At 57.6% G+C, this 20,800-nt stretch carries 21 protein-coding genes and 1 tRNA gene; 12 read left to right on the top strand and 10 right to left on the bottom strand.

Features of this window, described 5'->3' with window-relative positions:
• Positions 1 to 256: 256 nt before the first annotated feature.
• Complete coding sequence (locus tag AC0TOF_RS20725) at positions 257 to 1,339, bottom strand: acyltransferase family protein (protein WP_473769638.1); 1,083 nt, start codon at positions 1,337 to 1,339, stop codon at positions 257 to 259.
• Between the two features lie 94 nt (positions 1,340 to 1,433).
• On the bottom strand, positions 1,434 to 2,234 hold the full coding sequence (locus AC0TOF_RS20720; RefSeq protein ID WP_473769637.1) for a LytTR family DNA-binding domain-containing protein: 801 nt from the start codon (positions 2,232 to 2,234) through the stop codon (positions 1,434 to 1,436).
• Between the two features lie 70 nt (positions 2,235 to 2,304).
• Between AC0TOF_RS20720 and AC0TOF_RS20715 the strand changes: the two genes are divergently transcribed.
• The 3 genes from AC0TOF_RS20715 to AC0TOF_RS20705 all read left to right on the top strand — a co-directional run bounded on the left by AC0TOF_RS20715 (position 2,305) and on the right by AC0TOF_RS20705 (position 5,370).
• Positions 2,305 to 2,823 carry a DUF2306 domain-containing protein gene (locus AC0TOF_RS20715; protein WP_473769636.1) on the top strand — a complete coding sequence of 173 codons (519 nt, stop codon included), beginning with the start codon at positions 2,305 to 2,307 and terminating at the stop codon, positions 2,821 to 2,823.
• Between the two features lie 112 nt (positions 2,824 to 2,935).
• Positions 2,936 to 3,880, top strand: a complete 945-nt coding sequence (ypfJ, locus tag AC0TOF_RS20710) for a KPN_02809 family neutral zinc metallopeptidase (protein WP_473769635.1) — start codon at positions 2,936 to 2,938, stop codon at positions 3,878 to 3,880.
• A gap of 251 nt (positions 3,881 to 4,131) precedes the next feature.
• The gene (locus tag AC0TOF_RS20705) at positions 4,132 to 5,370 is read left to right on the top strand and encodes a TCR/Tet family MFS transporter (RefSeq protein WP_473769634.1); all 1,239 of its coding nucleotides are present in this window, start codon (positions 4,132 to 4,134) and stop codon (positions 5,368 to 5,370) included.
• Positions 5,371 to 5,437: 67 nt separating this feature from the next.
• On the opposite strand, the gene carA is transcribed toward AC0TOF_RS20705, so the two are convergent.
• Positions 5,438 to 6,661, bottom strand: coding sequence for a glutamine-hydrolyzing carbamoyl-phosphate synthase small subunit (carA, locus tag AC0TOF_RS20700; RefSeq protein WP_473769633.1), 1,224 nt, complete (start codon positions 6,659 to 6,661; stop codon positions 5,438 to 5,440).
• A gap of 435 nt (positions 6,662 to 7,096) precedes the next feature.
• On the opposite strand from carA, the gene AC0TOF_RS20695 reads away from it, so the two are divergent.
• Both AC0TOF_RS20695 and AC0TOF_RS20690 read left to right on the top strand, forming a co-directional pair.
• The gene (locus AC0TOF_RS20695; RefSeq protein ID WP_473769632.1) at positions 7,097 to 7,549 is read left to right on the top strand and encodes a GatB/YqeY domain-containing protein; all 453 of its coding nucleotides are present in this window, start codon (positions 7,097 to 7,099) and stop codon (positions 7,547 to 7,549) included.
• 105 nt (positions 7,550 to 7,654) lie between these two features.
• Entirely contained in the window at positions 7,655 to 8,212 is a 558-nt protein-coding gene (locus tag AC0TOF_RS20690) for a cysteine hydrolase family protein (protein WP_473769631.1), read from the top strand.
• 53 nt (positions 8,213 to 8,265) lie between these two features.
• Here the strand turns inward: AC0TOF_RS20690 and AC0TOF_RS20685 are convergent, their stop codons facing one another.
• Positions 8,266 to 9,942, bottom strand: a complete 1,677-nt coding sequence (locus AC0TOF_RS20685) for a Na/Pi cotransporter family protein (protein ID WP_473769630.1) — start codon at positions 9,940 to 9,942, stop codon at positions 8,266 to 8,268.
• Between the two features lie 308 nt (positions 9,943 to 10,250).
• Here AC0TOF_RS20685 and dnaG point away from each other — a divergent pair, with 308 nt between their 5' ends.
• On the top strand, positions 10,251 to 12,221 hold the full coding sequence (gene dnaG, locus AC0TOF_RS20680) for a DNA primase (protein WP_473769629.1): 1,971 nt from the start codon (positions 10,251 to 10,253) through the stop codon (positions 12,219 to 12,221).
• Positions 12,222 to 12,235: 14 nt separating this feature from the next.
• On the opposite strand, the gene AC0TOF_RS20675 is transcribed toward dnaG, so the two are convergent.
• A complete protein-coding gene (locus AC0TOF_RS20675; RefSeq protein WP_473769628.1) occupies positions 12,236 to 12,565 on the bottom strand; it encodes a hypothetical protein in 330 nt (109 codons plus the stop codon).
• 124 nt (positions 12,566 to 12,689) lie between these two features.
• Here AC0TOF_RS20675 and rpoD point away from each other — a divergent pair, with 124 nt between their 5' ends.
• Positions 12,690 to 14,708: an RNA polymerase sigma factor RpoD gene (rpoD, locus tag AC0TOF_RS20670; RefSeq protein ID WP_122001241.1), complete on the top strand. Its 2,019-nt coding sequence runs from the start codon at positions 12,690 to 12,692 to the stop codon at positions 14,706 to 14,708.
• A 50-nt stretch (positions 14,709 to 14,758) separates the two neighbouring features.
• A complete protein-coding gene (locus AC0TOF_RS20665) occupies positions 14,759 to 15,049 on the top strand; it encodes an HlyU family transcriptional regulator (RefSeq protein ID WP_122001240.1) in 291 nt (96 codons plus the stop codon).
• 61 nt (positions 15,050 to 15,110) lie between these two features.
• Here the strand turns inward: AC0TOF_RS20665 and AC0TOF_RS20660 are convergent, their stop codons facing one another.
• A complete protein-coding gene (locus tag AC0TOF_RS20660) occupies positions 15,111 to 15,371 on the bottom strand; it encodes a DUF2798 domain-containing protein (protein WP_473769627.1) in 261 nt (86 codons plus the stop codon).
• Between the two features lie 212 nt (positions 15,372 to 15,583).
• Between AC0TOF_RS20660 and AC0TOF_RS20655 the strand changes: the two genes are divergently transcribed.
• Positions 15,584 to 16,036 (top strand): YcgN family cysteine cluster protein, encoded by a 453-nt coding sequence (locus tag AC0TOF_RS20655; RefSeq protein ID WP_473769626.1) that lies wholly within the window; start codon positions 15,584 to 15,586, stop codon positions 16,034 to 16,036.
• Between the two features lie 246 nt (positions 16,037 to 16,282).
• On the top strand, positions 16,283 to 16,636 hold the full coding sequence (locus tag AC0TOF_RS20650) for a hypothetical protein (protein ID WP_025090513.1): 354 nt from the start codon (positions 16,283 to 16,285) through the stop codon (positions 16,634 to 16,636).
• Positions 16,637 to 16,753: 117 nt separating this feature from the next.
• Here AC0TOF_RS20650 and AC0TOF_RS20645 read toward each other — a convergent pair whose 3' ends face one another.
• Entirely contained in the window at positions 16,754 to 17,509 is a 756-nt protein-coding gene (locus AC0TOF_RS20645) for an SIMPL domain-containing protein (protein ID WP_473769625.1), read from the bottom strand.
• A 352-nt stretch (positions 17,510 to 17,861) separates the two neighbouring features.
• On the opposite strand from AC0TOF_RS20645, the gene AC0TOF_RS20640 reads away from it, so the two are divergent.
• Both AC0TOF_RS20640 and AC0TOF_RS20635 read left to right on the top strand, forming a co-directional pair.
• A tRNA-Ile gene (locus AC0TOF_RS20640) sits at positions 17,862 to 17,938 on the top strand.
• A 196-nt stretch (positions 17,939 to 18,134) separates the two neighbouring features.
• A complete protein-coding gene (locus tag AC0TOF_RS20635) occupies positions 18,135 to 18,632 on the top strand; it encodes an invasion associated locus B family protein (protein ID WP_122002687.1) in 498 nt (165 codons plus the stop codon).
• A gap of 57 nt (positions 18,633 to 18,689) precedes the next feature.
• Here the strand turns inward: AC0TOF_RS20635 and AC0TOF_RS20630 are convergent, their stop codons facing one another.
• From AC0TOF_RS20630 to AC0TOF_RS20620, 3 genes are all read right to left on the bottom strand, one after another.
• Complete coding sequence (locus AC0TOF_RS20630) at positions 18,690 to 18,899, bottom strand: CsbD family protein (protein ID WP_006467262.1); 210 nt, start codon at positions 18,897 to 18,899, stop codon at positions 18,690 to 18,692.
• Between the two features lie 83 nt (positions 18,900 to 18,982).
• Positions 18,983 to 19,990, bottom strand: coding sequence for a linear amide C-N hydrolase (locus AC0TOF_RS20625; RefSeq protein ID WP_473769841.1), 1,008 nt, complete (start codon positions 19,988 to 19,990; stop codon positions 18,983 to 18,985).
• Between the two features lie 176 nt (positions 19,991 to 20,166).
• Positions 20,167 to 20,727 carry a hypothetical protein gene (locus AC0TOF_RS20620; RefSeq protein WP_473769840.1) on the bottom strand — a complete coding sequence of 187 codons (561 nt, stop codon included), beginning with the start codon at positions 20,725 to 20,727 and terminating at the stop codon, positions 20,167 to 20,169.
• Positions 20,728 to 20,800: the final 73 nt, after the last annotated feature.

Here is a 20,800-nt window from a genome sequence, read left to right as displayed (position 1 = left end):
TCTTCGCGCGCATGATCTTGTCCCGAAACCGGTTCCCACTTTCGAGAGACATGCTTCTTAGCCTGCCAGAAAAGCCCGCACGGTTTTCCGGCGGGTTGGCAGCGTATGAATTCTGTGGGCTAAGCGGGCCTTATAGGCAATCATTTCGATAAGCGGAACCCCACAAATCGTTTTATTTCAAAGAAAGTGGGGGCATTCACGAAAATTCTGCTTTCTCGAAAGATGTTATAACCGAACCAAAGCGTTTACGGGCCGTTCAGGCTTCCGCCTGAGCGACCTTCAGCGATGGTTGGTTGCGCCTGGCGAGCATCTGGCCGAGCCTGTTAGACGGCTGTTCAATCAGGCGATACGAAATCTTTGCCGCGATTATCGCAGCGACCACGATGGCTGCCATGCCGGCGATTTCAGTAGCAGGGCCGAGGTTCAATTTGCGCAGCACCGCCCAGCCGAAACCGACCACGAACATGTGCGTCAGGTAAAGCGAATAGGAAATCGCGCCGAGATCGACGAAGAAATTGTCTCGCAGGTCGCCAAGCCAGCGCTCCACGCCCAATGCGCCAGCGACCAGCAGGGCAGCCGCACCGCACATGATGAGATATGTCGGGAAATTGTTGAATGCGGCCAGCGGGGTGGAGAAGGTGCCGTAAAGCGCGGCTGCGGCGAGGATGCCGATTCCCGCCAGTGTTGCCGGGGACATCCTTTCCCACAGGCGATGTTTTTCCGCTTCCGCCAGCCACATGCCGCACATGAAAGTCAGCAGGTTCTTGTGCAGATAGAACGCGGCGACACTTGCCGACGGCTCGACAAAGAAGCTTCCGATAACGCAGGCACCGAAGACCATGGTCAGGAGGACCGTGCGCTGCAAGGCGCTTTGGCACCACCAGAACAGGGCGAAGACCGCATAGAAAAACAGTTCGTAGTTGAGCGACCAGCCGAGCTTGAAGATCGGGCGCCAGTCACTCGGGTCGCCCGGCGTGGCGGCAGGAATGAAGAAGAGCGACTTGATGAAATAGCCGACATCCGCGACCGTGGTTTTGAACAGGGACGGCAGATAGAGCGCGCAGAAGAAAACCGTGATCGTGCATAGCCAGTAAAGCGGTACGATGCGGAAAATGCGCCTTGTCAGGAAGTCGCCGGGCCGGAACGGACCATCGGCGTTGACATAGGCGATGATAAAGCCGCTGATGACGAAAAACAGTTGAACACCGAAAACGCCCAGCATCGTGATGGCATTGTTGGTTTCAGCGCGTGGATGCTCGATCGTATGAGCGATCAGGACGGCAGTTGCGGCGAGACCGCGCAAGATCTGGATCGAGTAAAGTTGCTTTCGGTTCTGCATTTCTCACGCCCCCATTGACGAACATGCTGTAGCGAGTGCCGTGTATTTCCGCAATTATTAACGTGAAAATTGAGTAAGAACTAATATAAGTTCCCTAGAGATTTAACGAACCGAAGCGTTCACGGGCTGATTTCTGGCTCGCGCGGCTGACGGGCAGCCTTGTGCCGTCCTTCGTCAGCAGGCTCAAACCGCCATTGGTTCTGCGCAATTCGGCGACATGCCCGTCGGCGATCCAGTGCGAGCGATGAATCCGAAGACCGCTCGTATTGCCGACTTCCTTCACTGCGTCGGAAAAGCGGAGAAGAAGGAGTTCCTGTCCGTGACTAGTGACGATCCGCGTGTAGTGATCCTCCGCGGAAAGGCGCAGAATTGCGCCGCGATTGCCGGGTTTTAACCGGGCGAGCAATGGCGGTGGCGTATCAGGAACATTTCTCGGTACGGCTTCCAGCTCACGGCGCAACGTCATGTAAGCGAGAACGCAAAAAAGGGCGCTGAGAGGCAGGGCGACAGCGGCGTTGGCGAGAACCGCACTCGTCGTTGGCGTTCTGCCCGTAAAGCTCCAGTTGATGAAGGCGATCCAGAGCCCGATCGGCAGCGCAGCCACAATCGCACCGGTCATCATGCGGGCGAAGGCATGCTTGGTAAAACGTTCGAGCACAATATCAGCCAGAACGGAGAAAACGATTGCCGTGCACCATCCGGCAAACTGCACCGAGAGCCAGTAAAAGAAGCGGACCGCCACCGGCATCGACAGATCGGTCCCGAAAGGGCCGGTGATGGTGAAGATCAGGACGACGATAAGGAATGTGGCCCACAGGCGCGGCGCGCGAACAATGGTCGACAATTCACGAAGCGCGAATTGCTGCAAGTCTCCGGTCACGTAGTTTTCCCGCATTTGACGCCGTTTCGGTTGAGCTGAAAGCAGTCTTGTTGAAAGCGATGTGAAATTCAACAGGAACCCTGCCATGAACTTCGAACCGCTTCTCAACGCACCGCTTGCCATTCAAATCCATGTTGCGACCGTCATACCTGCCGCGATTATCGGTCTGGTCATTTTCTTGCAGCGCAAGGGCACGAGACTGCACAAGGCGCTTGGGCGGCTTTGGGCGATGCTGATGATCGCCACCGCGATATCGAGTTTCTTCATTCACCAGATCAATCTTGTTGGCGGTTTCAGCCCGATACATGGTCTTTCGATACTGGTGCTGCTGGGATGTGCACGCGCTATCGCGGCAGCCAGAAACGGTGAGATCGGAGTTCATCGCAGAATCATCAAGCGTGTCTATCTCGGCGGCATTCTCGGGGCGGGGGCCTTCGCCTTCATGCCGGGACGTATCATGCATGAGATCGCATTTCCCCATGGATGGCGGTCGCCATTTCTCGCGGTCTGCCTTCTGCTGGCGTTTGTGGCGGCCGGTTTTGTCTGTCGACGCAGGATAAACTTTCTTGTGCCCAAACTGTTGCGAAAGAGTCTTCGTTTGTGATTGACGCTGCCATTTACTTTTTATGTTGCCGTGCCAACTCTTTATGCGACAATTACGGGTATATTTTTGGTGGCGCTTCTTTGGGAGCGGCACGGTGCAGGGGAGTTGGTCAATGCGCTGGCAAGGCCGTAGGCAAAGCGACAATGTTGAAGATCTGCGCGGAGAGCAGGGCGGTGGTATGGGCGGCGGCTTCGGTCGCGGCGGGGGGCTTGGCGGCGGTTTTGGCGGGCCGGGCTTCCGAATCGTTCGCGGCGGCGGCATTTCCGGCATTCTCATTCTGGTGGTGATGTTCTTCGTGCTGCGCGCCGTTGGCATCGATCCACTGCCGATCCTGTTCGGCGATGGCAGCATGGGACCGAGCGTAACCCAGCAAGCCGGGCAATCCGGACGCACGGTTGCCGAGGGCGGCACTGTTTCCAATGACGAGACGACGCAATTTGCCCGCACGGTGCTGGCCGAGACGGAAGACGTGTGGAAAGGCATTTTCCAGTCGCGCGGCCAGACCTATACGCCCCCGACGATGGTGCTTTTTTCCGGGCAGGTCCGTTCAGCTTGCGGCTTTGCTTCGGCGGCATCCGGGCCATTTTACTGCCCCGGCGACCGCAAGCTCTACATCGACCTGAGTTTCTACAAGGAACTGGCAAACCGCTTCGGCGCTTCCGGCGATTTCGCGCAGGCCTATGTTCTGGCGCATGAGGTGGGCCATCATGTCCAGAATCTTCTGGGCATCCTGCCCAAATTCAATCAGATGCGTCAGCAGCTGAGTGAAGCGCAGGCCAATCAGATGTCGGTGCGTGTGGAATTGCAGGCCGATTGCTTTGCCGGTGTGTGGGGATACTACACGGAACAGAAGGGCATTTTGGAAACGGGCGACCTTGAGGAAGCGCTGAATGCCGCGCATCAGATCGGCGATGACACGTTGCAGCGCCGCAGCCAGGGTTATGTCGTGCCAGAAAGCTTCAATCACGGCACCTCGGCTCAACGCGCCAAATGGTTCCAGCGCGGCTTCGATAGTGGAAAGCTGGAATCCTGCGATACGTTCAGCGGCGACGTCTGATCTTTTTTTCACTGCTTATTAGGCGGCTTCGGCCGCCTTTTTCAGTTCTGGCAGGACTGCTGCTGACATTCTGCAATACGGTCTTGTCGTGAAATAATTTTCCAGATAAATGCTTTGGCACCGGCGCGGCCTTTTTTCCGATTTACAAGCGTGACGTTCAGTTTTGAGCGACGATGGCGCGCGAGTTCTACAATCAACACAATTTATGACTGTTCCACCGTGTCCATCGTGGAGCATATTTCAGGTGTCCCATGCATGATCCCCAGTTTGTACGGCGGGGCTTGTTACTCGTCTTTATGACGCTTTTTCTCGACATTATCGGCATTGCGATCATCATGCCGGTTCTGCCGACTTTTCTTGAAGAACTGACCGGCGCGGATATCAGCACAGCTGCCGTCGATGGCGGCTGGCTTTTGCTGGTTTATGCCGGGATGCAGTTCCTGTTCGCACCGATGATCGGCAATCTGAGCGACCGTTTCGGGCGGCGCCCGGTGCTGCTCGCCTCGATCTTCACTTTCGCGCTCGACAATCTGATCTGCGCGCTTGCAGCTTCCTACTGGATGCTCTTTGTCGGTCGTGTGCTGGCGGGTATCAGTGGCGCGAGCTTCGCGACGGCTTCGGCCTACATTGCCGATGTCAGCGATGACAGCAACCGTGCGCGTAATTTCGGCCTGATCGGCATTGCCTTCGGTGTCGGCTTTGCGCTTGGTCCGGTGCTGGGCGGCTTGCTGGGTGAGTTCGGCCCGCGCGTTCCGTTTTACGGTGCGGCGTTCCTGTCCTTCATCAACTTCATTCTGGCCTATTTCCTGTTGCCGGAAACGTTGAAGCGCGAAAACCGGCGTGCGTTCCAGATCGGCCGGGCCAATCCGCTGGGTGCGCTCAAGCAGATGCGGAGCTATCCGGGCATCGGCTGGGTCGTGCTGGTCTTCTTCCTGTTCTGGCTGGCGCACGCGGTCTACCCATCGGTCTGGTCTTTCGTGGGCGCCTATCGCTACAACTGGAGCGAGGCGGAGATCGGTCTGTCGCTGGGCCTGTTCGGCGTCGGTGCGGCCTTCGTGATGGCGGTGGTTCTGCCACGGGTTCTGCCGATACTTGGTGAAAGACGCACGGCGATCACCGGCGTGTTGTTCTCCTGTCTCGGGCTCATCGGCTACGCCATCGCATGGGAGGGATGGATGGTCTATGCCGTCATCTTCCTGACGGCGCTGGAAGGTCTGGCCGATCCGCCGCTGCGAAGCATTGCGGCGGGTAAGGTTCCGCCTTCGGCGCAAGGCGAATTGCAGGGCGCGCTGACCAGCGTGTCGAGCATTACCACCATTATCGGCCCGCTTATCTTCACGCAGCTCTTTGCGGTTTTCACCGGCGCAAATGCACCATTCGTCTTTGCGGGCATGCCCTATGCCGTCGGGGGAGGCCTGGTGTTTCTGGCGCTGGTCATCGTGGTGGCGCGGGTGCGGCCCGCGCCTGCGGCCAAGCTGTCAGAGGTTTGACGGATGTGAAAACGGAAAGGCCGGAGTTTTTCGCTCCGGCCTTTTCCTTTGATAAATCGCGGCGGGTTTACGCTGCCTGTTCGCGTTCGGGAAGCAGCGCTTCGCCCTTCTTTTCGCGGATCAGATTGATGAAGCGGCGGAACAGATAGTGCGAATCCTGCGGGCCGGGCGATGCTTCCGGGTGATGCTGCACCGAGAAGACCGGCTTGCCGACCACGCGCAGGCCGCAATTGGTGCCGTCGAAGAGCGACACATGCGTTTCCTCGACATTTTCCGGCAGCGAATCTGAATCCACCGCGAAGCCGTGGTTCATCGACACGATCTCCACCTTGCCGGTCGTGTAGTCCTTGACCGGATGGTTGGCGCCGTGGTGGCCCTGATGCATCTTCTCGGTGCGTCCGCCGAGCGCCAGCGCCAGCATCTGGTGGCCGAGGCAAATGCCGAATACCGGAAGGCCGGTTTCGACAAGCTTCTTGATGGTCGGAACGGCATATTCGCCGGTCGCCGCCGGGTCGCCGGGGCCGTTGGACAGGAAGATGCCGTCCGGGTTGTAGGCCAGTACATCCTCAGCCGTTGCTGTTGCAGGCAACACGGTGACTTTTGCGCCAAGGCCGGTGAGCAGGCGCAGGATGTTGCGCTTCGCGCCGAAATCGAGCGCCACCACGTGATATTCCGGGGCTTCCTGTTCGCCATAGCTGTTGGCGAGCGTCCACGGCGTTTCCTTCCACGTAAGGCTCTGGCCGATGGTGACGTCCTTGGCGAGATCGAGGTTTTCAAGGCCGCTCCATGCGGCGGCGCGTGCCTTGAGCGCATCGAGGTCGAACTTGCCGCTCGGATCATGGGCGATGACCGCGTTCTGCGCGCCGCGTTCGCGGATGAGCGCGGTCAGCGCGCGGGTATCGATACCGGCGAGCGCAATGATGCCGCGATGCTTCAGCCAGGTGTCCAGATCTTCCGTAGCGCGGAAATTCGACGGCGACGTGATGTCGGCCTTGAAGATCGCGCCGACCGCGCCGTGGCGATTGGCCGGCGTCAGGTCTTCAATGTCTTCGGCATTGGCGCCGACATTGCCGATATGCGGGAAGGTGAAGGTGACGATCTGCCCGGCATAGGACGGATCGGTCAGGATTTCTTCGTAGCCGGTCAGCGCCGTGTTGAACACGACTTCGGCTTCGATGGCACCGATTGCGCCGAGGCCCTTGCCTTCGATCACTGTTCCATCGGCAAGTACGAGGATGGCGGTTCGCTTCTCCACAGTCCAGGGTGCTGTTTTCGGTGTGGTGTCGGTCATGGTCTGCACTCCTGCTTGTTAGCGCACGCCAGCGTGTGCTGTTATTTCGTTACCAGTCTTCATGCATGCCGCTGTCCCAAAACCGGTTTCCGCTTTTGGGCGGCATGCATCATGCGGCACGCGTTCGTGTTTCAACCCGCCACCGGTAAGGTAGCTTGAAAGATGAAGCGTCAAGGGGCATATATGCGCCAAAAGGCAGCGGGGATTTCAAACCTCCCACTGCCAGCACGTGCCGATGTCCTGCTAAGCCTTGAGCAATAGAGAAACTTGAAGGCCGGGTCAATCGTCCGGGATCATGCTTTCCTGAAAAATGGCGATAATCGCCGTAATATTATTTTGCGGGATGGCGGTTCGGACAGCTCGGCGGATCTATTCGCTTGCTGTATAGATGCAGGAAACGAACAACACAGAACAAACACCGTCAGGAGAGACGTTATGCTTCGCCAGGAGATTTCCCAGGCCCTCACAACCGCGCTGAAAGCACAGGACAAGCGCCGCATGTCGACGCTGCGCCTCGTTCTGGCTGCGGTCAAGGACCGTGATATCGCCAACCGCACCGCTGGCAAGGACCCGGTCGGGGACGAAGAATTGTTGGGCATCCTCGGCAAGATGGTCAAGCAGCGAGAAGAATCCGCACGTATCTATGAAGAGGGCAGCCGCCTTGAGCTGGCCGAGGCCGAGCGCGAGGAAATCACGATCATTTCCGAGTTTTTGCCGCAGCAGATGACCGATGATGAGATCAAGCAGGCCTGTGCTGATGTGATTGCCGAAATTGGCGCTCAGGGTCTGCGCGACATGGGAAAATGCATGGCCGTTCTTAAAGAGCGCCATGCAGGCAAGATGGATTTCACCAAGGCCAGCGCCATCGTGAAATCGCTTTTGCAGTGAAAGCGTGAGGCCTGAAGGCTTCGACTTTGTTCAGCCCTCGCCCTGGCGAGGGCTTTTGTTTGTGCTATGCATGGCGAAAGCCCAACAATCACCGGATGCTGACTGATGAAAACAGCTTTGCTTGTCATAGACGTTCAAAATGACATCGTGGCCGGAATGGGTGCGCCGGAACGGCAGCCTGCTATCGACCGGGCCCTTGATGAGATCGTTGTGCGGCTGCGCGACTTGCAGGAGAAGGCGCGTGAGGCTGGAATTCCGGTCATCATGGTGCAGCATGACGGCGGCCCCGGTGACGAGTTGGAAAAAGGCACAGCAGGATGGGAAGTCCGCGAGGAGCTTGCCTTGAAACCGGGTGACGTTCTCGTTGAAAAGCGAAGCTGCGATTCTTTCCATGAAACGGACCTGCAAGCCGTTCTGGACCAGCAGAATATCTCGCACCTCATTATTGGTGGCTGCCAGACGCAATATTGCGTCGACACCACAGTGCGGCGCGCTGTTTCTCTTGGTTACGATGTTACGTTGATCGGGGACGCGCACACGACCGGCGACACCGCCAGCCTGCAATTTGCGGATATCGTTGCGCATCACAATGAAACATTGAATGGTTTCAAGGCTGGAAATGCCCGCGTGCGGGTGCGTCCCGCCGCGGATATTTCGTTTTAAGATTTGGCGCCATGCGGCAGCAGGTATCGGCCTGCCGTCGCGGGGCCCGATTGTCAGCTCTGCTTGGCGGCCTTGAGGCGCGTGTCGCTGAGCAGGCCCTGTTCCTCAAGCACGGGGTAGGCCATTGAGGCCAGAAGCGAATTGATCTGCTTGAGGTCGCGGATCGTGTCGAGATGGATTGAGCTTGTCTCGATACTGCGGGTGGCGCCTTCGCGCAGGCGCGTGAAATGGCGCATGCTCGTCTGCTTTTCCAGTTCGCGCAGCTGGTCCTTTTCCTGCACAAGCTGGCGCGCCGTGCGGCCATCGCGCGAAACAATCACGTTGAACGCCATATGCGCATTGGCCAGAACCATGGCGTGGAAATGGCTGAGTTCCTTCCAGCCTTCCTCGGTAAATTCGAGGTTGTGATCCATCTTCTTTTGAACATGCACCAGCATGTTGCGCACGATGATATCGCCCACCTGCTCGAGCTTGACGCAGGCACCGAGCAATTCCTGCATGCGCAGTGACTCAAAATCGGTCAGGTTCTGCGTGGCGAGCCTGGTGAGATAGAGTTTGATCGCGGCGTGTTTCTTGTCCACCCGGTCGTCCAGCGCTGCCAGTTCGTCAATGCGTGCCTGATCGGGCTTTTCATAAAGCTCGATGATGCGGCGCAGCATGACTTCGATCGTGTCGCAGACACCGACCACTTCGCGGGTCGCATTGGCGAGTGCCTGCGAAGGCCGGTCGAGCACGGCGGTATCGAGCGCGCTATATTCCTCGACCGCCAGGGGCTGCGCGGATGCATTCTTGTCGGCGTTGAGATGCACCAGCGTTTCAGTGGTGCGCAACACGAGGCTGGAAAGCGGAATGCCGGCAATCATCACGACGACATTGAACAGGATATGCGCGTTGACCACCTGCGAGACCGGATCGGCGCCGAGGAAGGCGACCGACGGTTTGAAGGTCTGGTAAAGCACCAGCATGATGAGCGATCCCGCGCCGCGCATCAACAGATTGCCGAGCGGCACGACACGGGTTTCAGGCGGCGCATGGCGGGTCAGGATCGGGGCGATGATCGACGAACCCAGATTGACGCCAAGCACCATCACCACCGCCAGTTCCGGCTGAATCAGGCCGCGTGAGGCGAAAGTGGTGAGCAGGATGACGGCGGCGACGCTGGAATGAAACAGCCATGTCATCAGGGCCGCGAGCAGATAGGCGGTGACCGGGTCGCCCGACAGATAGTCAACGATGACCGGCAGCAATTCGCTTTGCCGCAACGGTTCTGTGGCCTGTCCGGTCATTTCCAGCGACATGATGAGAAGGCCGACACCGACCACGATGCGCCCGATCTGGCGCCAGTCGCGCCGCTCGGTCGTCATGAAGATGCCCGTGCCGATGACAAGGCAGAGCGGCACCAGAAGCGTGAGATCGTAGCTCAAAATCTTGACGACGAGGGCGGAGCCAAGTTCGCCGCCGCGCACGGCCATGAGGCCCGCGATGCCGCCTACAATGCCTGAACCGACAAAGGAGCCGACGAGAAGCGTGACCGCTGTCGAGCTTTGCAGGGCGACGGCGAGGGCGAGGCCGAAGGCGACGGAAAGCAGCGGATTCTGCATCTGGCTGCGCAGGCGTCGGCGCAACCGGTCGCCATAGGCACGCTCCACCCCGGTCCGAACCATGCGTGTCGCCCAAAGCAAAAGAGCAACTGCACCGGCCAGATGCAAAAGGACCAAAGAACCATTCACGGCAAAATCCCTTCGGGTTGGAGGTGGGGTGAAACCAACATTGGTTGAGCTAACGCAACAAATGAAGAAAAAATATGTTCCGGCTAATCAAATATCCAGGAGATATGGGCTTATTCGCAATAAATTGCAATCTCCTCCTATAGTGTCGTGACGAATATATGACAGTTTTGTGACAATCCGCTTGTTTGGCAGCGACATGTGATTAGCGGGGAGGGACATGCGGGCGCGATGGACTGTCAAGGCGGGCGAGCCTATATAGGCTATGGACTATCATCTGCCTGCTGCTTGATCCGAAAGTGAAATCTGTAATGCGTTTTCCGCCATCCTTTCTCGATGAGATCAGAGACCGCGTCCCGATCTCGACGCTGATAGGAACGCGCGCATCGTTCGACCGCAAGAAGAGCAATCCGCCAAAGGGCGATTTCTGGGCCTGCTGTCCGTTTCACGGCGAGAAGACGCCGAGCTTTCATTGTGAGGATCGCAAAGGCCGCTATCATTGTTTCGGTTGCGGCGTGACCGGCGACCACTTCAAGTTTCTGACCGATCTTGAAGGTCTGAGTTTCCCGGAAGCGGTGGAACGTGTTGCCGACATGGCAGGCGTTCCGATGCCTGCGCGTGACCCGGAAATGGAAAAGCGCGAGGCGCAACGCGCCACGCTCTACGATGTCATGGAACTGGCGGCGCAATTTTTTGAGAGCCAGTTGCAAAGCGCAGTCGGCGCCAAGGCACGCGCCTATCTGCGCGACCGCGGCCTTTCGACCGCGACACAGCAGACGTTCCGCATCGGTTATGCGCCGGAATCGCGCAACGCATTGAAGGAATTTCTGGCAGGCAAGGGCGTGTCGCGCGAGCAGATCGAGGCGTGCGGCCTTGTCGTGCACGGCGAGGGCATTGCCGTTTCCTATGACCGTTTTCGCGATCGCGTCATGTTCCCGATCGAGGATCTGCGCGGGCGCATCATCGCTTTTGGGGGGCGGGCGCTTTCTGCCGATGCGCCTGCCAAATATCTGAACTCGCCGGAAACCGAACTGTTTCACAAGGGCCGTGTGCTCTACAACGGCTTGCGGGCGCGCAAGGCCTGCCAGCCGCAAGGCGGCGAACCGGCCAAATCCATCATCGCCGTCGAGGGCTATATGGATGTGATTGCGCTGGCGCAGGCCGGTATCCATCAGGCCGTGGCTCCTCTGGGCACAGCACTGACGGAAGAACAGCTTGAACTTCTCTGGCGCATCAGCCCGGAGCCCGTTCTGTGCTTCGATGGCGACGGGGCGGGGCTTCGTGCCGCCTATCGCGCCGTCGATCTGGGATTGCCCGCCTTGCAGCCCGGCAAGTCGCTGCGTTTCGCGCTTCTGCCGGAGGGGCAGGACCCGGACGATCTCGTCAAGGCGGAAGGCCCGGCTGCGTTCCATGCGGTCCTGCGCGATGCCAGGCCGCTGGTCGACATGGTGTGGACGCGGGAAACGACGGGCGGTGTCTTCGATACGCCGGAACGCCGTGCCGAGCTTGAAGCGCGGCTGCGCGAGATTACCAGCCGCATCGCCAATGAGGATATTCGTCGCCATTACAGCCAGGATATGCGCGACCGGGCGCAGGCTTTCTTCGGACAGGGACGACTGGGGTATCAGGGCGGAGGGCAGCGCAATTCGTCTTTCAACCGCAGGAACGATGGCGGACGCGGGCGCGGCGGACCGGCCGGTGGCAGCGGCCGTCTTGCGATTTCCGACAGTCTGGTGCGTTCCACGCTGGTAAAGGGCGGCAGGCCGGGGGCGGGATCGCATGCGCCTTTGCGCGAAACCGCAATCGTGCTGACGCTTCTCAACCATCCGCGCCTGATCGAAGAAGATTTCGAGACGGTGGCAGCGCTCGATCTGGGGCATGAAGCGTTGAAGTCGCTGCATCTGGCCATGCTGGATGTGCTGGCCGCCGGTCATATGGAAGATGGTCATGCGATGCGGCGAGCGCTGGTCAATGCCGGGCATGGCGAGCAGATCGAAATGCTCGAACTTGTGGTGAAGGGCGCGAAGCTCTGGACCGCGACGGCACTGGCCGCGGAAGACGATGCGCGGGAAGCGCTTCGGCAGGCGCTTCACTTGCATCAGCGGGCGCGCACACTACATAAGGAGCTGCGAGCCGTTGAAGCCGCGCTTGAAACCGATGAAACGGGCGAGTTGTTCGCGCGTCTCAGGGATATACAAAATCAGATTTTGAAAGCTGACGCGACAGAAGCCCTGATCGACGGTTTCGGCCTGTCTTCGGGACGTCCGCCCGGCGGCTTCTGATTCGGTTTCACGAATCAGACTTGCCAGAACAGCCGGAAATGCGGGGTTGCGATCCCAAAATCGTGCTCTATCTGGCCGACGGAGAGGCCGTGACAACAAAATGATTCGCTTTTTAAGCGCGAATCAGGTGAGTCGCTCTTGACGTATGGCGTAAATGACGGAATCACGACAGTTCGAACAAGGAAAAGAACAGAAACCGGTGATATCCGAGGCTGCAAGGCAGCAAGCTGGGTACGGGCCGGGAAGTGGCCCGGAAAAGCGGCCCGGAAAATCGGTATTGTCCGGTTGACCGCCCGATCTGCCCACAAGAAATCGGAGATGAAGAAGCCCGATACCGAAGGCAAGGTTAATCCGCCATTAACAGGAAATCGGCTACTCGCAGAATCAACTGACGGATTGCGGCCTCGCAAAACTGTCCGAGAACTCTATATATCTTAGAAGCGACCGGGGTCGCCTGGAGAAGAACATATGGCAACGAAGGTTAAGGAAAACGAAGAAGCCGAAGTCGAGCGCGAAGGTGCTGCCGACGGTCCGCTTCTCGACCTTTCTGACGATGCTGTCAAGAAGATGATCAAACTCGCGAAGAAGCGCGGCTACGTCACGATGGACGAGCTGAACGCCGTGCTGCCTTCCGAGGAAGTGACATCCGAACAGATCGAAGACACGATGTCGATGCTGTCAGACATGGGCATCAACGTCGTTGAAGACGACGAGCAGGACAACGACCGCGAAGACAACAGCGACGACGACTCGGAAGAGGGCGGCGATCTGGTCGAATCCGGCGGCACGGCTGTTGCCACCACCACGACCAAGAAAGAGCCGACCGACCGTACCGACGATCCGGTGCGCATGTATCTGCGCGAAATGGGATCGGTCGAGCTTCTGTCGCGTGAAGGTGAAATCGCGATTGCAAAGCGCATCGAGGCCGGTCGTGAAACCATGATCGCCGGGCTTTGCGAAAGCCCGCTGACCTTCCAGGCGATCATCATCTGGCGCGACCAGCTGAATGATTCCAACATCCTGCTGCGCGAAATCATTGACCTCGAAACCACCTATGCCGGTCCGGAAGCCAAGCAGGCTCCGGTGATCGAGCGCGTGGAAGAGGACAAGTCCCGCGATGACAAGCCTCAGCGCCGCTCGCGTGACGACGACGACATTACCAATGTCGGCGGCGACATGCCGGTTGAAGAGGAAGAAGAAGACGAGGACGAAGCCAACCTGTCGCTGGCGGCCATGGAAGCCGAACTGCGTCCGCAGGTCATGGAAACGCTCGATCTCATCGCCGACACCTACAAGAAGCTGCGCAAGCTGCAGGATCAGCAGGTCGAGGGCCGTCTGGCCGCGACCGGCGAACTGTCTTCAAGCCAGGAGCGCCGCTACAAGGAACTCAAGGATCAGCTCATCAAGGCGGTGAAATCGCTGTCGCTGAACCAGAACCGTATCGAACAGCTCGTCGAACAGCTTTACGACATCAACAAGCGTCTGGTGCAGAACGAAGGCAAGCTGCTGCGTCTGGCCGAATCCTTCGGCGTGCGCCGCGAGGAGTTCCTGAAGGAATATCAGGGTCACGAACTGGATCCGAAATGGGTCGAGCGCGTCAGCACGCTTTCGGCGCGCGGCTGGAAGGAATTCGCAGCCAAGGAAGAGCGCACCATCGACCGCTTGCGTTCGGAAATTCAGATGCTGGCGACCGAAACCGCGATCTCCATCGGTGAATTCCGCCGCATCGTCAATCAGGTGCAGAAGGGCGAACGCGAAGCAACCATCGCCAAGAAGGAAATGGTGGAAGCCAACCTTCGCCTCGTCATCTCGATTGCCAAGAAGTACACGAACCGTGGCTTGCAGTTCCTCGATCTCATTCAGGAAGGCAATATCGGCCTGATGAAGGCTGTCGACAAGTTCGAGTATCGCCGCGGCTACAAGTTCTCGACCTATGCGACCTGGTGGATTCGTCAGGCGATCACCCGCTCGATTGCCGATCAGGCGCGTACCATCCGCATTCCGGTGCACATGATCGAAACGATCAACAAGATCGTTCGTACATCGCGCCAGATGCTGCATGAAATCGGTCGTGAGCCGACGCCGGAAGAACTGGCCGAAAAGCTCGCCATGCCGCTTGAAAAAGTGCGCAAGGTGCTGAAAATCGCCAAGGAACCGATCTCGCTCGAAACGCCGGTCGGCGACGAGGAAGATTCACATCTGGGCGATTTCATCGAGGACAAGAACGCGCTTCTGCCGATCGATGCCGCCATTCAGGCCAATTTGCGCGATACGACGACCCGTGTTCTGGCTTCGCTGACCCCGCGTGAAGAACGTGTTCTGCGCATGCGTTTCGGCATCGGGATGAACACCGACCACACGCTGGAAGAAGTCGGCCAGCAGTTCTCGGTCACCCGCGAACGTATCCGCCAGATCGAAGCCAAGGCACTGCGCAAGCTGAAGCATCCGAGCCGTTCGCGTAAGCTGCGTTCGTTCCTGGATAGCTAGGCCTGGATACTGGGCCTGGACAGCTAAACGATACGGGAAGGGGAGGCGATATGTCCTTTTTGAAGCGTCTTTTTGGTGGAGGCTCCGCCTCCGAAACGCCAGCGGAGCCGAAAGAGGCTGGTCGCCTTGAGCACAAGGACTTTCTGATCATTGCCACGCCCTATAGCGAGGGCGGGCAGTATCAGGTCTGTGGCGTCATTTCCAAGGCAATCGATGGCGAAGTGAAGGAATATCGCTTTGTCCGTGCCGATCGTTGCCCCGGTATCGAAGATGCCGCCAGCATCGCGCTGAACAAGGGACGGCAGATCGTGGATGAGCAAGGCGAAGCTATTTTTCGCTGACCGCCTGCAAGAAGATCAAAAAAGCCGCGCACGTAAAATGCGCGGCTTTTTTGTTTCAAGTTCAGTGCGAGTGGCACACGATGGCGACCAGTCTGCGCACGATGGGCAGAATGGCGAGGAGCACCGGAAAAGCCACCACCCAGGAAAGGCCCCAGGCGCCCATCCAGCTCGATGCGAGGTCGGGATGGGTAAGACCAAGGCTCTTGGCAGTCGCGATCAGCGACACGATGAATGTCATCATGATCGAGAGGATGAAGGGCATCACAATGGATGCATAGCGCGCGGGCAGCTTTCTGCGGCGTGCGCATTCAAACTGAGACATGTATAATCCTGATTATTATGCCGGGAAGGCGCAACGAAACATCAATGCGAATTGCCGTTCCCGGCGGGATTGATGCGTTGCCTGACGTAAGACGCTTACGGTCATGATGATGACGCCGGATGAGTAACCTAATCAGGAACCGATTTCAACTGTTCTGAATGGCGGCGATTTGTCCATGCCATTCCCGACACAATTCCATTATACGCTGCATCATGAACAACAAACCATTCTGGCGCACCAAGACCCTGAACCAGCTTACCCGCAGCGAGTGGGAGAGCCTGTGTGACGGTTGCGGCCAATGCTGCCTGCATAAATTGCAGGACGAGGACACCGACGAGATTTATTGGACGAGCGTCGCCTGTACGCTGCTCAATGCCGAAACGTGCCAGTGCCGCGACTATCCCAACCGCAAGAAGACAGTGCCGGACTGCGTGTTCCTGACGCCCGAAATCGTTGATGAGGTGGACTGGCTGCCCGTGACCTGCGCCTATCGCCTGGTTGCGGAAGGCTCGGACCTATACTGGTGGCATCCGCTTGTGTCGGGATCGCCCGATACTGTGCATGAAGCAGGTGTCTCGGTTCGCGGCAAGGTGACGGCCTTTGATCACGATATGGAAGACGACGACGATTATCTCGACCATATGGTGATGCCGGGCGAGCGGTGACGGCTGGCTTGCGTTTTTCAAACATTGCGTAAATTTAATCCGCGACCGGGACAGAGCGGTGCGGTTTTTGTATTGCCATAACCTATTGAATTTATTTGTTTTATAGAGGTGCTGTTCCGATGCACCTTCCGCTTCACGTAAGCTGAACGGCACATGAATGATGGTTTTTCATTCTGTTCATCTATTGCGGGCTACTTCTCGGGTGCCTCAGGCAAGACCTGGAAACAAATCGAAAGAGGTTCAAAGATGTCTGCTATTTCGCTCAAGTCGTTCGTCGTAACCGCCGCTCTTGGTGTTGCTGCCATCTTCACGACGGCAGCTACGGCCAGCGCTGCGTCGCCGGTTGCCGTTCCCGCTGTCAGCACGTCGGCAGGCTCCGCCATCGTGAACGTCGACTACCGTGGTCATCGCCACGGCCGCCCGGTTTATCGCGGTCCTGCCTGCTCGGTTGAAGGCGCCAAGATGAAGGCCAACCGCATGGGCATCCGCAATGCGCGCGTGGTTTATCGCGGCAAGTCGGTCCAGGTTCGCGGCTTCCGCCATGGTCGCCCCGCCGGTGTCGTATTCGCAAATGTGCGCGGCTGCCCGATCATTCGCTAAATCTGGTTTGAGTTTGAAAAGCCCCGGCCTGAGCAATCAGGCCGGGGCTTTTCTTTGCCGACAGGTAAAGAAAAGGGGCGCTGGTGCGCCCCTTTGCTCTTGCCAGATGAGTTGTCGTTATTCCTTGATTTCGAAAACGACGTTGACCGAAACATTATAGCTGTTCTCGCCTGCTGCAACAGGCACGGCATCTTCCGGCGCTGCGCTGGCCATGGTTTTGAACTGGGCACGAGCAATCGGCATCGGCATTGGCGGACGGGTCTGCTCGTTGATTTCGACAACGCGGCCGATACCTACACCGGCAGCATCGGCAAGCGCCTTCGCCTTGGCGATAGCGTCCGCAACGGCCCGCTTGCGCGCTTCATTGATCGTGGCGGACGGGTTGTCGTTGACGAAGCTCAGATCGCCGCCCTGATTGACGCCGAGCGTGACGGATTCATCGAGCACGTTGCCGACCTTGGCCAGATCGCGGACGCGCACCGTCAGGCTGTTCGAAACCGTATAGCCGGTGATGCTCGGTTCCTTCAGGCCGTTCTTGTCGTCCGGGTAGACATAGCGCGGCTGGATGTTGATGCCGCCGGTCTGAAGATCGCGGTCTTCAATACCGGCTTTCTTCATGGCTGCGAGTACTTTCGCCATGGCTTCGTTGTTGGCGGTCATGGCTTCGCGAGCGGTCTTCGCCTCGCGCAGCACGGAGAGATTGAGAATGGCCATGTCGGGCGAGGCGGTCATGGTGCCTTCGCCGGTGACGGCGATACGCGCAGGCTGCTTCGTCATCTGATTCTCCTGTGCCAGAGCCGGCAGCGTTAGCGCGCCTGCGAGCATGATTGCAGAAAAGGAGGTTGCAAGAAGAGTGGTAGCGCGGTTGTTCATAAAATCTCCTGTAGAGAAAGTTGAGGCAGCTTTGGCAGAGCAGGCCGTGCCGGAAGGGCTGGCCGCTTTATCTTTGAAATCATTTATTTCTTAAGTTCCCTCTCATGCGTGGAGCCGACGATATCAGATTCGAATTGCGCGCCAAATGCAACCTCCGGTTAAAATAGCGGAAGTGCTAGGAGCCGCTCTAAGTATTTGTTTCGTCGCATGTCTTTATCCCGAACCCGGTTCCCACTTTCGGGAGACATGCTCCCGGTTGCATGCTTCGCAACTGAATATGTGCGCATTAGGGCAACTGATGCATTTGACAGCTTGTGTCCCGGCTTTCTTTAGGGTAGGGCAAGGATGCGTGGGGCCTGTAGCTCAATTGGTTAGAGCCGGCGGCTCATAACCGCTTGGTTGGGGGTTCGAGTCCCTCCGGGCCCACCATTTTCCTTTCAGCAGTTTTGTCGTGCGGGCCTTGCCAATAATCGCACCCACGCGCGCCGTTTTCCTTTTGCTGATTGACGTTCCGGTTCTCCCCGCAAACTTTCAACAAATTTTAGCAGTTCGTTAAGGAAATAGTAACGCAATGAAACAATTTTTTAAGTGACGTGAACTGGCAACAAAATGGAGGTTTTGAGCGATGAGAAAAAATGCAACCACCGTTGCGCTGGCATTGGCAGGGTTGGTGGCGAGTTCTCTCGCGGCTTCAGCGAAGACGAGTTATTTGGGTGAATTCCGCGATTGGGGCGTTTACCAGAACACCGAACTTGCGGGCAACAAGTGCTATGCTTTGACAGTCCCGGTCAATTTTCACCCGGCGGGAGTGCGGCACGGCGATAATTTTGTGATTATTTCCAAGGCGGACGGTCAATACAGCCCTCAACTTGTGATGGGGTATGAGCTGAAAGCCGATAGTGCGGTCAACGTGATGGTGGATGGCGCACGCTTTCCATTTTTCAGCGAGGGCAACCGTGCCTGGGCGGAAAATGTTGCCGACGAGGCAAAGCTGATGCGTGCCATGCGTGCTGGCAAGACGCTCAATGTGCATGCGACATCAGCACGTGGTACGCAGACACGCTATACGTTTTCCCTGATGGGGTTGTCGGCGTCCCTGCAGCGCGTGGATAGCTGCCGATAAGAATGCAAAAATCAAAAGCCCTGCCGTGCGGCAGGGCTCTTCGTGAAGAATGCAGCTTTATGAAAGCCAGGTCTGACGATTGTACCAATCGTCCAGTTCGGAACGCACGCGGTCTTTCTCAATGCCGTAGCGTTCCTGGATTTTACCTTCCAACTGCTCGCGCCGGCCGTTGATTTGATCAAGATCGTCATCGGTGAGTTTGCCCCACTGTTCCTTGATCTTGCCCTTGGCCTGTTTCCAGTTTCCTTCAACGCGATTCCAGTCCATTGGTCGTTCCTCCGTTCTGGGTTGGTTATGGTTAACTAACGCAACGGACCAAAAATGGTTCAGCAAAAAATTGCGGAAACCGCTCAGAGACCGAGAAACTGGAAGGGTTCGCTTTCCTTGAAACTGTCGTTGACGACACCGTTGAAAGTGTTGGTTTGATTGACGCCGAGGTCTAGTTTCCTCACCTTGCCGGTCTCGGCTGAAAAGTCGATTTTCTTCAGGTCGACCCAGAAGACATTGGGTGTCAAAGCTGACTCAAAGAAGTAAAGCTTGCGCTTCTGGTCGGCCACCGTTCGCCAGCGCGTCGAGGAAATGTTCGGCTGGTCTGGTGTCGTGAGGCCAAAAGGAACCGATGTGTTTCGAATGACGCTGAACACGCTGGCAATCGACTTGACCGGATCTTCGGTTTTCGGAACGGCGTTTACGTAGAATGATGCGCGCGCAAAACGGTCGGCAGCGCGATTTGTGCCCGGCAGCATGACAGTGCCGCCGATCTGGGTCCAGTAGGCGTTGAGCGCCAGCTGCTCGTCATAAGTCGGCGAGTTGGTCATTACCTGATATTGCCTGCCGTGATGGATCACCTGCTTGCCATCGATATATTCGATGACCGCGCTGTCGCCGCTGGAATCGGATATGGCCAGATGCAGCGTTGCCAGTCTGTCTTCGCCGGGCACCTTGTCCGTCACGATCGTAAATGGATCGGTGCGCAGGTTCTTGACCGCCTCATCGACGGTAGCGAAATTATCGAGCACATATTGCGCCCATGCCGCGATGCTGAGGCCGGGCGTGGTGCCGTCATATTTGGGATATTCGGATTCGACCAGCCACAGCGCGCCAACGGAAAGGCCTGCTTCGTTCAGGCCGTCGGTTGTGGAGATGTCATAACCGGAGGCGATGACGCTGCCATATTTGGACGTCCACCGCAGCGAATTCTTGCCTGCCTCGCCGGAGCGTTTCATGCCGCGTGGAAAGATCCAGAGATTGGTCGCAACATCCACTTTCCAATCCATGGATCGGGCGGTCATCACCTGATCGCTCGCCCCATGATAAACGAAACGCGTACAGGCTTCGGCAATTGGTGCGGCGAGCATGCTGCCTGCCAGAAGCGCTGTGATGCAGATGCTGGAAAATGACCACTTCGAAATCGGCATGGATAGTCCCCCTCGGTGATGCCCGGCAATCAAGGCAGGATGCCCGTTGGCTATCGAGCGAATGTCCCGTAACGCAATATAAGGCAGTGGTTACAGGAAAGACAGGCTGACCGGCTCTAGCGTTCGCCCATATATCCGCGCTGCTTCCATTGTCGGAGCGGCATGATGTCCGGTGGCCCGCCACCTTCCTCGTACCAGGAATCGACCGCCCAGCGCTGGCCCTGCCGGTCTTCGATAACAGCAGTCCAGTGCGGATAACGGCCGTCAATGAAAGCGCCACGCGATGTGCGCCGGGCGACAGTGTGATGCTTCAACCACCCGCGTGATTGCAGATAATGCAGGAAGTTGTCGGTATTGGTCGATTCATCGATGCAATCCATCTGGCCCCTTATCCGGGCTTTGCCGAACTGCATTCTAGGCTTGTCACGAACGCCGATAGTCGCGGTGCTGCGCTGTTCGAAAATCGCCACCGCCGCCCGCAATGCCTTTCGTTCGTTATCGGCGCTTCGATTGCCGGTTTGCAGAAGGCTGCGGATGCGCTGCTCTTCCTTCGGAGTCAGCGTAACCTTGGTTCGGTAATGGCATTCGTAACCGTGGCAGACGCTGAAGGTCTGTGCCGAAGCCGGTAGAACCGGGAAGGTCAAACCAATGAGGACGCCTGCACCCAGCAGTTTTATCAAATCGCTGCTCCGTATTCGATTGACCGAATTTCCGTGCAATTTCAGTAAGATATAATAGACAGAATCTCCC

The sequence above is a fragment of the Ochrobactrum sp. PL_is501 genome, from assembly GCF_055816895.1.
This window is presented reverse-complemented; position numbering and strand designations above follow the sequence as displayed.